An 11,655-nucleotide genomic window follows, 5' to 3' on the forward strand; every position below is an offset into this window, starting at 1 on the left:
GGCGAAGCCGTCGCAAAACCTGAATCTGCGTCTTTCCTGATACACCGAAGAGGATGGTTTTGGGGCCGCCTGGCGGCCCTTCGCGAGCGAGCTCGCTCCCACAGAAACCGCGCCCGATTAACGGACGAGTTTCTTGCCATAAAACCGGTGTTTCTCCTGCTATGGCTAGAATCCTGGCCACATTGCAACCAGACTCACAACAATCTCACAACACCGATCGCCAACCATCCAACCAACGCCAGCACCACCGCCCCCTTTGCCCGATACGGCAACACCATCACCCACCCCAGCCCCGCCAGCGAAAGCAACCCGAGCCAGCCAATCGGCCCCATCGCCCAGCCCCAGCAGGCAACACTGGCGGCAAAGCTGGCCGCCAACGCCAACCATCCCCCCAGACGCAACCCGCGGCGCACCCAAGGCCCCGGCACCCGCTGCCAGACCTGCTTGTAATGCCGCTCCAGTCCCAGGCACAGCCCGAGCATGCCGCTGTACGCCAACAGCAGTACTGTGGATAACATCACGCCCATCTCAACTGACCTCCACGACGGCAGCAGCCCCGCGCCGCGCCGGACGCTCCTTCGGCGGCTGGCCGACCTTCCAGCAACACCAGCCCAGCAAGAGGCCGATCGATACGCTGGTCACCTCCAGATAGATGAACTCGCCCCGGTTGACCGTGAACAGATTTAACAGCGGCAACAGCAGGCACATCAGCGCCGCCAGCCCCAGTTGCTCACGCCAGGCTTTCAGCCAAGGCCGAACGAGGGCATGGCCGAGGGTCGCCAGCCAGACCAAGAAGAACACCCGCACCTCCCAGCCACCACGTTGCGCCAGCTCCACCGGTAGCAAGCGGTTGGCCCACAACAGCCCGATGCAAGCCACCGACAACCCGGCGACCACGGTGACATTCAGCCGCTCCGCCACGTGGTACAGCAGCGCACCAAGGGCCCCTTCGCCATCGTGCCGACGCCGCCGCTTGACGGTGAACAGCACCAGCCCGGTGGCGATCATCGCGCAGCTGGCCAGCCCGCAGAGGAAGTACAGCCAGCGCATCGGATAGCCGCCGAACTGGGCGAAGTGCATGCCCGCCATGACCCGCTGGGTCAGCAGGCTCGGCCGGCTTTCGGCCGGTGCCCGCAGCACCCGGCCACTGGCGCCATCGAAGACCATGCTCTGGCCCTTGGTCAGTTCTATGCGATTGCCCAGTACCGGACGCACTTCGATTCGCGCGTTGCTGCTGCCCGGGTTCTGGATCGACAGACCGGACAACGGCCCCATGGCCTGCTCCGCCGCCGCCAGTACCGGTCCGAGATCGGTCAGGCGTGCCGACTCGACCGGTCCGCCCCTCGCCTGCCCATGCTGTTGCATCGGCGCGCCGCGCATGGCCCGGTTCAGCGCATCGCGGTCGCCATCGAACAGCGCATCCGACGCCGCCGGCATGTAGATCAGGTAGAAAATCACCAGCCCGGTGTAGGTGATCATCAGGTGGAACGGCAGCACCAGCACCGCCGTGGCGTTGTGCGCATCCAGCCAGGAGCGCTGGCCCTTGGCCGGGCGGAAGGTGAAGAACTCCTTGAAGAATTTCTTGTGGATGACGATGCCGCTGACCAGCGCCGCGAGCATCGCCATGGCGGCCAGCCCGACCACCCAGATGCCGATGTTGCGCGGCAGGTTAAGGGTGAAGTGGAAGCGGAAGAAGAAGCTGCCGCCGGCGGTTTCGCGGACGTCCAGTTTTTCGCCGGTAGCCGGATCGATGGCCATGCCGCCGCCGCGTCGTTGCTCGCCGGCGGAGACGCTCAGGCTCGGCGAGCGTTCGCTTGGCAGGCCGATATTCCAGGCACTGGCGCCGGGGTGGTTGGCCTGCAGATAGTCCAGGGCGCGCTGCAGCGCTTCGGGCTGGCTCAGGTCGTGACGGGGGATTTCCGGGCGCATCCAGCCGTCGATTTCCTTGTCGAACACTGCCAGGGTGCCGGTGAGGAAAATCGCGAAAAGGATCCAGCCGAAGACCAGCCCGGACCAGGTGTGCATCCAGGACAGGGATTGGGTGATGGTTTTCTGCTTCATCCTGACAGGCCTGTGAGTTGCGGCCAGAAACCGATCGCCGCCAGCGGCACGCCCAGCGCCAGCCCGGCCCAGGCGCGGGTGGCGCTGCGGCAGGCGAAGGCCCAGAGGATCGCGCCGGTGTAAAGGGCGAAGGACAGCAGGGTCGCGCTGATCAGGGCGTCGACCTTGTCCAGCGGCAGCAGCCGCGCGAGGGCGGCAGTGGCCGCGTAGGTGAAGGCGTAGCCGCCGAGGATGGCGGCGGTGATGCGGGAGAGCATTGTGAACACCTCATCTCTTGAGAACGCCACGCCCCCCTGTGGGAGCTGGCTTGCCAGCGATAGCGGCGGTGAATTCACTGCAGCAATCGCTGGCAAGCCAGCTCCCACAGGGTCACCAGCGTTCTCAAGATCTCGGATCAGAAGGTCGTCGTCACCGACGCATAGAACGCCCGGCCCGGCTCGTTGTAGGTGCTGGCCCCCGCCGTGGTCCCCGCCCCTTCGCGGTACACGCGCTTGTCGAACAGGTTGCTGACCCCCGCGCCGAACGAGACGTTCCTGTTCAGCTCGTAGGTCCCGCCGACACCCCAGACATGGTACGGATCAAGGGTCTGCAACTCGTTCTGCCCGGTCACCGCCACATCCCGCGTCGGGTTGAATACCCGCGGCTCCTGCTTGCCGTGTAAGTGCCGGTCAGGCTCAGCGCCAGGGCCTGGGTTACCTGCCAGTCGAGCATGGTGTTGACCGTGTATTCCGGCACCACCGACAGCGGGTTGCCGTCGCTGTCCTCGTTGGAGTCCATGTAGGTGAGGTTGGTGTTCCAGCTGAGGATCTCCCCCGCCTCGCCCAGCAACGGCACGCCGATATTGCCTTCCCAGCCCTTGACCACCGCGTCCTTGGCGTTGTCCCAGCGCAGGATCGCTTCGTTGGCCGAGGTGCGCCCGGCAAGGTCGTTGGAGGAGACGATCTTGTTCTCGTAGTCGTTGCGGAAGTAGGTCAGGCCGGCGCTCCAGCCATCGCGGGCGAAGCTGATGCCGACTTCCTTGTTGATGCTGATTTCCGGATCGAGGTCGGCGTTGCCCAGCACGTAGCAGCCCGTGGAAGCGAGGCTCGGCGCACAGCCGTTGCCATTGCTGCGGTACAGGTAGTTGGGGTTGGACTGGTACAGGTTCGGTGCCTTGAACGCCCGGGCGATACCGCCCTTGAGGGTGATGTCCTCGGTGAGCTTGTACGAGGTGTTCAGGCTCGGGCTCCAGTTGGCGCCGAACTGATCGTGATGGTCCAGGCGCAGGCCCGGGGTGAGGAACCAGTCGCGGGTCAACTCGATGTTGTCTTCGACATAGACGGCCATGATGGTCGCGTCCATGTCGGTGTCCCGGGCACCTGCCGCGGAGTTTGGCAGGGTGGTGCCGATGGCGCGGTTCATGGTGCTTGGGTCGTCCAGCTCCTGGTAGTTCCACTCGGCGCCGAGGGTCAGGGTCTGCGGCCGCAGGATCTCCAGCGGAATGTCCAGCTGGCCCTGGACCAGGTAGCTGTCATAGGTGCTGGTGGACTTGTCGTTGCCGCTGATATCGCCGTCCACCGAGCCGGTCTGGCCTTCCAGCAGGCGGTTGTTGCGAGTGTTCTCGTACTGCGCCATCAGGCGCGAGGTACCGAACTCCCAGTCGCCGCGATGGGTGACGGAGAAGTTCTGCCGGTACATCGTGTTGGTCTCGCGGCCCAGCCACTGGTTGACGGTACTGTTGGGGGTCAGCGAGTCGGTGGCGCCGGTGCCGACATCGCCGGCGTAGATGTTGCCCTGGCGGCTGAAGCCACCTTCGAAGTCGAGGGTCTGCTGGTTGTCCAGAGCCCAGCTGAGCAGCGCATTGACGTCCTTGTTGCGCACGCCCTCGCGGCCAGCGGCCAGGGAGCCACCCGCCGCGGTATGGTCGGCGTTGATGTCGGCGTCGTCGGCATCGGTCTTGTTCAGGTTGCCGTAGACACGGAAGGTCAGCGCGTCGGTCAACGGCCCGGAGAGGCTGAAGGTGGTGCGCTTGGTCATGCCTTCGGCATCGTCCTCGGGCAGGTTGGTGAAGGCACTGATGCTGCCGCTGACTTCCTGGGTCGGGCGCTTGGTGATGATGTTCACCACCCCGCCCATGGAGCCGGAGCCATAGCGCGCCGCTGCCGGGCCGCGCAGGACTTCGATGCTCTCGACTTCATTGGCCGGCACCCAGTTGCTGTCGCCACGGGTATCGCGCTCGCCGGAGCGGGTGTAGCGCACCGAGTTGCGCGAAGTGACCGGCTTGCCGTCGATCAGGATCAGGGTGTTTTCCGGCCCCATGCCGCGCAGGTCGATCTGCCGGTTGTTGCCACGGGTGCCACTGGCGCTGTTGCCGGTCAGGTTGACCCCGGGCATCTTGCGGATGATTTCGGAAAGGTCGTTCACCGGCGGACGCTTCTTGATGTCCTCCTCGGTGATCAGGGACACGCCGGGCGCCTGCTTCAGTTCTTCGGCAGCGCTGGCCACCACGTGGGTCTCGGCCAGTTCCAGGTCCTCGCGCACCTCGGTGGCAGCCAGCAAGGACGACGGGGAAATGGCCAGCAGGGCCAGGCAAAGAGGGCTGAGCTTGAAACGGGGCTGCATCGACGACGCTCCTTTCGCAATGACGGGCGTCAGGCAGGGAGCGTGGGACATCATCATCCGGCTCGCCCCAGACCTGACCGGGACGAGCGCGAATGCTACTTTCTCTCAAATGAGAGTAAATCTTTTTTACATTTCATACACTTCTCAGCCGCAGGTTGACCCGCAGCCCGGGCGAGCGGTTCTGCGCCCACACCTCGCCGCCCTGCAACTGCACCACGCTGCGGGCGATCGACAGGCCGAGGCCGAAGCCATCACCGCCGGGGCGTGCGGCATTGAGACGGGTAAAGGGCAGGAAGATGCTTTCCAGCTTGAGTGGATCGACGCCGGGGCCCTGGTCTTCGATCCACAGGTGCCAGTCCTCGCCGTCCCGTCGCCCGCCCAGGCTTACGATCCCGTCCGGGGGTGAGTGACGCACGGCGTTGCGCAGGATGTTTTCCATGGCCTGGGCGAGGCTGTTGAGATTGCCCACTACCAGGCAGGCACCCGGCAGAGCGTTGTGCAACTGCTCGGCGGGCCATTCGCTTTCGTAGCAGACGTCCTCGCACAGCACGTCCCACAGGCGTCCGATATCCACGGTTTCCACGGGCAGTTGCGGACGCTCGGTGTCGAGCCAGACCAGCTCCAGGGTGTCGTTGATCAGGCGCTCCATGCCCTGCACTTCGCGCTCCAGGCGCTGGCGCAGGGCGGCGGTGTCCTGCTCGCGTTCACCGGTGACGCGTAGTCGGCTCAGGGGCGTACGCAGTTCGTGGGAGAGGTCGCGCAGCAACTGGCGCTGGAACTCCACGGTGTTCTCCAGGCGCCCGGCCATATGGTCGAAGGCCCGGGCAAGATCACCCAGTTCGTCGCGACGGCGGGTCAGTTGCGGGCCGACCCGGGCGGACAGGTTGCCGGTACTCAGGGCATTGGCCTGGCGGCGCAGGATCACCATCGGCGCGATCAGCGTGCGGTACAGCAGCACGCCAAGTCCCAAGGCCAGGCAGGCCGGCACGATGCGCTCCAGCAGCAAGCGCCAGAGATGGTTGTACTTGCGCGGGTCGAGACGGGCCGGCAAATCCATCACCAGCCGCGCCTCGCTGTCGCTGAATGGCACGTAGAAGGTCGGCGTACCGCCGGGGCGCCCCACGGACCAGTCCAGGGTACGCATGAAATGCAGCTTCTTGCGCTCGCGCCCGCGCAACGGTTGAGACGACAACGACTGGTCGTACTGCCCTACCACTGCAGCCCACACACCTTCGCGCTCGCGCAGGCTGCGCAGGAAATCGTCCACGCCCGGGGTGCCGCGGGCATTCCAGGCGCTTTCGGCCTCGGCGGCGTAGTCGGCGAGGATCTTCTGCGTCGGCGCGGGCAGCTTGGCCGTGGCGGTCTCCAGGCGCTGGCTGATATCCACGTGCAGGCTGATGATCAGCAGGCTCAGCAGGGCGATGCCGCCCACCAGTTTCCACAGCAGCGAATGGCGGTCGGGCAGGTTCATGGGCTGACGCGCTTGAGCACGTAGCCCGCACCGCGCACCGTCTCCACCCGACCGGCGCTATAGCCGATGCCCTGGAGTTTGCGGCGGATATGGCTGACGTGCATGTCCAGGCTGCGGTCGTGGATCGAATAGGCGCGGTGCAGGGCCTGCTGGTAGAGGAAGGTCTTGCTCAGCACCTCGTTGGGCGAATGCAGCAGGGTTTCGAGGATGCGGTACTCGGTGCTGGTCAGGTCGGCCCAGGTGCCGTTGCTGCACACGTCGCTGCGCAGCGGGTCGAAGGTCAGGCCCAGGGCCTGACCCAATTCGTCATGGCCCTGGCGTTCTTCGCGCTCGTAGGCCACGCGACGCAGGATCGCATCGATGCGCACATCCATCTCGACCATGCTGAAAGGCTTGGGCAGGTAATCGTCGGCGCCCTGGCTGAAACCGACGATGCGGTCCTGCTCGGCACCCAGGGCCGACATCAGGATCACCGGCACGCGCTGGCGGCGGCGCAGTTCGGCGAGGGTCTCAAGGCCATTGCTGTCGGGCAGGAGGATATCCAGCAGGACCAGGTCGAAGTCGCCTTCGCGCAACAGGTCCACCACGTCCTTCGCGTCGTTCCGCAGGGTCACGGCAAAGCCGCGCTGGCCCAGGTGGCTGTCGATATGGGCGGCCAGGAGCGGGTCGTCCTCGATGGCCAGGATGCGCACCGGGGCACGGGGGGATAAGGCGGGCTGCATGGGGCACCTTGCGAATGAGAATGGTTCTTTGTCGTGCATTCTGACGAAAGATCGCGAAGATGCCCATCGTTGTTTGCAAGGCTTGCGGGCCTCATCGCTGGCAACGCCAGCTCCCACAGGGTCCGCATGTACCGCGAAACCTGTGGGAGCCGGCGTTGCCGGCGATGAGGCCATCAGCAACACCACACTTCAAAAATTCCCTACACATCCTTCGGAAACGTCTGATGTTTTTCCCTGCATCAAGACCTCAGGGTGACAGGCTTCCACCCCACAAGCACCACCGCTTTTTCATTCCGGAAAAACAGGCGGTGCCGATGAGCAAGGAGCCGTGCCATGCAATCGACTACCCAGCGTTTCAACAATCAACACCTCTGCCTGGCGATCCGCGAATGCCGCTCGATCGATGTGCACCACGACAAGGCAGAGGACTGAACCATGACCCGTTCTACATTCAACGGACTGAGCCAGGGCCTGCATGGCGACGAGACCACAACTGGCGCCATCTGCTACAGCAGCCTGCAAAACATGACCCAGGGCAATCGTGGCGTGCTGCGCGTCGGCGACAAAACCAGCGCCTGCCCGCGTTGCGGCCAGCAGGGCAGCATCACCGAAGGCTGGCAGGGATTCACCTGGTTTGGTGCAGCAACAGCGCTGCATGGTGCTGAAGTGCAATGTGGTTGCCCACCGGGCAGCAATCGCCTGATCGCCATGGACCCTCCGCCACGCTCTGCCCGGATGGCCAGTCCGGTTGCCACACCCGCCAGCGCCCGGGCAACGCCACCCACCTCGCCAGCTCCAACCACGTCGCCTGTTGCGCCAGCGGTGCCTTTCTCTTCGGAACAAGACAACCAGCCTGCCGAGCCCGGCTTCTACATCGTGCCCAAGTCCACCACTCGCCAGCAGTTGATCGCAGAACTGTTCGGCGAAGCGCCTGCGCCCGAGGTAATGCGCAAGTTCAACGGGCTCAATGGCAGTCTCGGCAATGACATCGTCAAAGCCGGGCAGATGGTGGTACTCGGTGATCCGCGCAAACACATGTGCATGCGGGAAGAAGCGCATTTGATGGAGGCCGCGGCAGAGGTGGCCGTGGCGCTGGCAGATCTGGAGCCGGACGATGCGGACTTCATGGTCAAGTATCGGGGGGAGATTGCGGCGCTTCTCGGCGAAGTCTCGCTTTGGGCGGGGATTTCCGCAGCAGTGCTGGAAAAGCACATGCAGGATCTCACTGACACTTTGATCCGATTAGAAAAACTTCATCAAGATACCCATCGCACTTACGGACACCTGCGAGTACCCGATTTCTTTGAGAAACGGAAAAAACTGCTTGAAGAGTTGGATAGTAAATTCTTCAAGTCAACTCGCGTGCGAGGTTTCACTTCGCTGGGGGATCATCCGAAGCTGAGAAAGTCCCTGAGTATCTCGACAAAGAGTCTTGTGCATCACTGGAGAAAAGCTGGTGGCCCGGGGGACATCCCTGGTTTCTCGCGATACGTAAAATCCATATCCAAAGCCGCAAAATATATGAATACTGGCGGACTTATAGCTATTGGAATCGGTGGAGTATCTTCGGCTTTAGCGATTTGGGAGACATGCACTACAGCCAATGATGCCGCATGCAAAAAAGTCGCCATGAAAGAAGTTCCAAAATTCCTGATCTCATCGGGTAAAGGTTTTGTTGCTGGAAATATGGCAGCCAAACATAGCCTGAAAATATGCGGTGGCCGCAGCAGAAGCCCTACGGGATTCACGGCTTGCGTTGCAACTGTGGTTGGAGGGGCTTCCTTTGCAGGGGTAGCGATGGGTGAGCTCGCCGGGGAGTATTTAGGGGAGTCCGTGCATGATCACTTTCTCCGTGATTGACATGAGTACATGGTCAAAAGGTATGTGGCTTTGCATCATAGGCTTCGGCGTCGTCATGCTTATTGCAGCCTTTCGACTCACAAAAAAATTGGAAGAACTGCATCATAAAAAACTATTCAAGGAAATGAAAAATAGCAATTACATCAAAATCATAGAACATCAGCTAGAGATCTCAACCAAGCGCAAAAGAAAGAGCATACGAAATGCTCTGAACCATATACTGAATTTCCCAGAACCATTCTTTGGAGATGGCCGCATCTGTAAAGAGGACATGAATAAAATACAACCCCTCATGGACGAATGGGTAAAAACGAACCGACTCATCCTGGCATTTCCACTTGCTTGGATAATCGCATTCACCGTGGCCATGAAAATATACACAGACTAACGTGTACTCACCCCCTCGTCTCACGAGGGGGCTACACCGATCAAAACTCCCACTTACTCGTCACCATGAAATTCCGCGGTTCCCCATAGCTCCCGCTATAGAAATTCTCATCCAGCGAGCTCACATACTTCTCATCGAACAGGTTGTTCACCGTCGCCGTCGCCGACCATTGCGGCGTCAGCTGATACCGCGCCATCAATCCCACCGTCGCATAGTCATCCTGCTGGTAGGTCGAGGCCGATGGCAGCATCCAGCTTTCCGAGGTGAAGTGGATGCTGCTCTGCCAGTTGACCCCGCCACCGATGGTCAGGCGCTCCAGCGCGCCCGGCAGGCGGTAGGTGGTCCAGAGCTTGAAGATATCCAGTGGGACGATGCTCTTGATCCGCTCGCCCTCACTGTCCTCGACCCGCGAGTGGCTGTAGCTGGCGTCGATATTCCAGCCCGGCAGCACCTCGCCACTGATCTCCAGGTCGATCCCCCGGGTCGTGGTTTTCTTCGCCACGTAGGCGGTGTCGTAGTCGGTGCCGATGATGATGCCGTCGGCGACGTTGTCGTTCTCCAGCTTGACCTCGAACAGGGCGATGGCGGTGTTCAAGCGGCCATCGAAGTATTCGCCCTTGAGCCCGATCTCGTAGTTGTCGCCTTCACGGGGATCCAGCAGCTTACCGTTGCGGTCCTTGTAGGTCTGCGGCTTGAAGATGCTGGTGTAGCTGGCGTAGACCGAGTGGTTGTCGTCGAGATCGTAGACCACGCCGGCATAGGGCGTGACTTCCCCGCTGACCCGCACCGCGTCGTCGGTGTCGAGATAGACCATGGCCGGGACGTTGTAGTGGTAGCTGGCGCGGTACTTGTAGTTGCTGACCCGCGCACCGAGGATCACCGAGAGATCATCGGTGGGCTTGAGCCGGCTGGCGAGGTACGCGCCGTTCTGGCTTTGCTCGAGGTTGTCGTCTTCTCGGTTGAGGGTGTAGGTCGGCCGCGGGCCGTAGTTGTCCCAGGTCCAGATATTCACCGGCTTGCCGCTGACCAGGTTGTCGCTGCCACCCGAGGCGGTGAGGTTGCCGAAGCCGTTGCGACGGTTTTCGTACTCCTGATAGTTGAAGCCCATCACCAGCTCATGCTCGCGGCCAAAGGCCTGGAACGGGCCGGAAAGCATCAGGTCGAGGCCCTTCTGGCGCTGCCAGTTCTCGCCCTTGGTGGCGGTGTATTTCAGGCCGCTTCCGGTGGCCGGGTCGACGAAGCCGGTGGAGGTGCCGGCGATCACCGAGTCGTAGTCGCGGGTGCCGTAGAGGTAGCTGGTGGACAGCTTCAGGCTCCAGTCGTTGGCGAACTTCTGTTCGAGGGAGGCGAAGCTGTTGGTGATCTGCTGGCGGTTGCTGCTGTCGCGGCTGGCCGGGTTGTCCGAGCGCGAAGTGTGCAGCTTGTTGCCGTAGCGGTCGAGCACTGGCAAGCCAGTGGTGGAGAAGCCGCGCGGGTCGTTGTTCAGGTAGTCGAAGCCGACGGTGAGCAGCGTGCTGTCGCTCAGGTCGAATTCGCTGATGCCGTAGACCACGGTCTTTTCCTGCTGCAGGTGGTCGGTGAAGCTGTTGCCCTGCTGGTACACCGCCACCGCCCTGCCCCGCACATTACCGGTCTCGGTCAGCGGACCGGAGACATCCACCTCGCCACGATACAGGTCCCACGAACCCAGGCCGCCACTGACGTAGCCCTTGAAGGTATCGGTGGGACGCTTGCGCACCAGGTTGACGGTGCCGGACGGATCTCCCGCGCCGCTGAGCAGACCGGTAGCACCGCGCACCACTTCGACCCGGTCGTAGATCGCCATGTCCGCCAGGGCGTGGGGCAATGCCTGGCTGAAGGCGAAGGACGTGGTGGGCATGCCGTCGAACTGGTAGTTGTCGATGGCCAGGCCACGGGAGAACACATAGAGGCGGTCGCTGCCGGGGCTTTGCACGTTGATGCCCGGCGCCTGTTCCAGGACCTGGCCGATGCTGCGCAGGTTTTGGTCGTCGATGCGCTGGCGGGTGAGGACGCTGACCGATTGCGGGGTTTCCCGCAGGCTCAGGTTCAGTTTGGTCGCGGTGTTGGTCGCTCCAGTGGTGTAGGAACCCGTGCCCTCGGTGGTGCTCCCCAGCCCCGTTCCGGTGATGCTCGTGGCGCCCAGTTCCAGGGTGTCGCCGGACTGCGGCACGGCGATCAGCACGTAGCCGTCCGGGCTGGACTGCGCTTGCAGCCCCTGGCCGTGGAGCAGCGCGGTGAAGCCTTCCAGCACGCCGAAACTGCCCTGCAAACCGGCGCTGCGCTTGTCCGCGACCTGCTCGGCATTGAAGGAGATCGCCACCCCGGCCTCGCGGGCATAGCGGCTGAGCACGTCGCCCAGCGCGCCGGCGGGGATGTCGTAGCGTTGCAGTTGTTGCTGGGCCTGAGCGGGCAGCGCGACAAGCAGTGGCGCGCCGACGACAGCGACATGAATGGCCAGCGCCAGGGCGCTGCCGGCGGTGCGGGGGCGTAGCGAAACAGACATCTTCCATGGTCCTCGTTGGGTGTTGGCT

The 11,655-nt window shown here is 62.9% G+C and carries 8 protein-coding genes and 1 pseudogene; 2 read left to right on the plus strand and 7 right to left on the minus strand.

What is annotated here, in order from left to right; all coding sequences use genetic code 11:
* Positions 1-194: 194 nt before the first annotated feature.
* The 6 genes and pseudogenes from PSEMO_RS01935 to PSEMO_RS01960 form a co-directional block, all read right to left on the minus strand.
* Positions 195-527 carry a DUF3325 domain-containing protein gene (locus PSEMO_RS01935; RefSeq protein WP_372239090.1) on the minus strand — a complete coding sequence of 111 codons (333 nt, stop codon included), beginning with the start codon at positions 525-527 and terminating at the stop codon, positions 195-197.
* 1 nt (position 528) lies between these two features.
* Positions 529-2,061, minus strand: a complete 1,533-nt coding sequence (locus tag PSEMO_RS01940; RefSeq protein ID WP_075801476.1) for a PepSY-associated TM helix domain-containing protein — start codon at positions 2,059-2,061, stop codon at positions 529-531.
* Positions 2,058-2,318, minus strand: coding sequence for a DUF3649 domain-containing protein (locus PSEMO_RS01945; protein WP_075801477.1), 261 nt, complete (start codon positions 2,316-2,318; stop codon positions 2,058-2,060). The genes PSEMO_RS01940 and PSEMO_RS01945 overlap by 4 nt, the downstream gene beginning before the upstream one ends.
* Positions 2,319-2,455: 137 nt before the next feature.
* A pseudogene (locus PSEMO_RS01950) lies at positions 2,456-4,662 on the minus strand (FepA family TonB-dependent siderophore receptor).
* Positions 4,663-4,795: 133 nt separating this feature from the next.
* Entirely contained in the window at positions 4,796-6,133 is a 1,338-nt protein-coding gene (locus PSEMO_RS01955; RefSeq protein WP_075801478.1) for a sensor histidine kinase, read from the minus strand.
* Entirely contained in the window at positions 6,130-6,855 is a 726-nt protein-coding gene (locus tag PSEMO_RS01960; protein WP_075801479.1) for a response regulator transcription factor, read from the minus strand. The genes PSEMO_RS01955 and PSEMO_RS01960 overlap by 4 nt, the downstream gene beginning before the upstream one ends.
* Before the next feature lie 435 nt (positions 6,856-7,290).
* On the opposite strand from PSEMO_RS01960, the gene PSEMO_RS01965 reads away from it, so the two are divergent.
* Positions 7,291-8,715, plus strand: a complete 1,425-nt coding sequence (locus PSEMO_RS01965) for a PAAR domain-containing protein (RefSeq protein WP_075801480.1) — start codon at positions 7,291-7,293, stop codon at positions 8,713-8,715.
* Entirely contained in the window at positions 8,693-9,103 is a 411-nt protein-coding gene (locus tag PSEMO_RS01970; protein WP_144443521.1) for a hypothetical protein, read from the plus strand. The genes PSEMO_RS01965 and PSEMO_RS01970 overlap by 23 nt, the downstream gene beginning before the upstream one ends.
* A gap of 40 nt (positions 9,104-9,143) precedes the next feature.
* On the opposite strand, the gene PSEMO_RS01975 is transcribed toward PSEMO_RS01970, so the two are convergent.
* On the minus strand, positions 9,144-11,627 hold the full coding sequence (locus PSEMO_RS01975; protein ID WP_075801482.1) for a TonB-dependent siderophore receptor: 2,484 nt from the start codon (positions 11,625-11,627) through the stop codon (positions 9,144-9,146).
* Positions 11,628-11,655 lie beyond the last annotated feature (28 nt).

The organism is Pseudomonas putida (assembly GCF_001941965.1).
GTDB lineage: Bacteria > Pseudomonadota > Gammaproteobacteria > Pseudomonadales > Pseudomonadaceae > Aquipseudomonas > Aquipseudomonas putida_L.

Excerpts from the sequence above, each read along its gene's own strand:
- PSEMO_RS01935 (WP_372239090.1), bottom strand. The coding sequence starts at position 527 with ATGGGCGTGATGTTATCCACAGTACTGCTGTTGGCGTACAGCGGCATG.
- PSEMO_RS01940 (WP_075801476.1), bottom strand. The coding sequence starts at position 2,061 with ATGAAGCAGAAAACCATCACCCAATCCCTGTCCTGGATGCACACCTGG.
- PSEMO_RS01945 (WP_075801477.1), bottom strand. The coding sequence starts at position 2,318 with ATGCTCTCCCGCATCACCGCCGCCATCCTCGGCGGCTACGCCTTCACC.
- PSEMO_RS01955 (WP_075801478.1), bottom strand. The coding sequence starts at position 6,133 with ATGAACCTGCCCGACCGCCATTCGCTGCTGTGGAAACTGGTGGGCGGC.
- PSEMO_RS01960 (WP_075801479.1), bottom strand. The coding sequence starts at position 6,855 with ATGCAGCCCGCCTTATCCCCCCGTGCCCCGGTGCGCATCCTGGCCATC.
- PSEMO_RS01965 (WP_075801480.1), top strand. The coding sequence starts at position 7,291 with ATGACCCGTTCTACATTCAACGGACTGAGCCAGGGCCTGCATGGCGAC.
- PSEMO_RS01970 (WP_144443521.1), top strand. The coding sequence starts at position 8,693 with ATGATCACTTTCTCCGTGATTGACATGAGTACATGGTCAAAAGGTATG.
- PSEMO_RS01975 (WP_075801482.1), bottom strand. The coding sequence starts at position 11,627 with ATGTCTGTTTCGCTACGCCCCCGCACCGCCGGCAGCGCCCTGGCGCTG.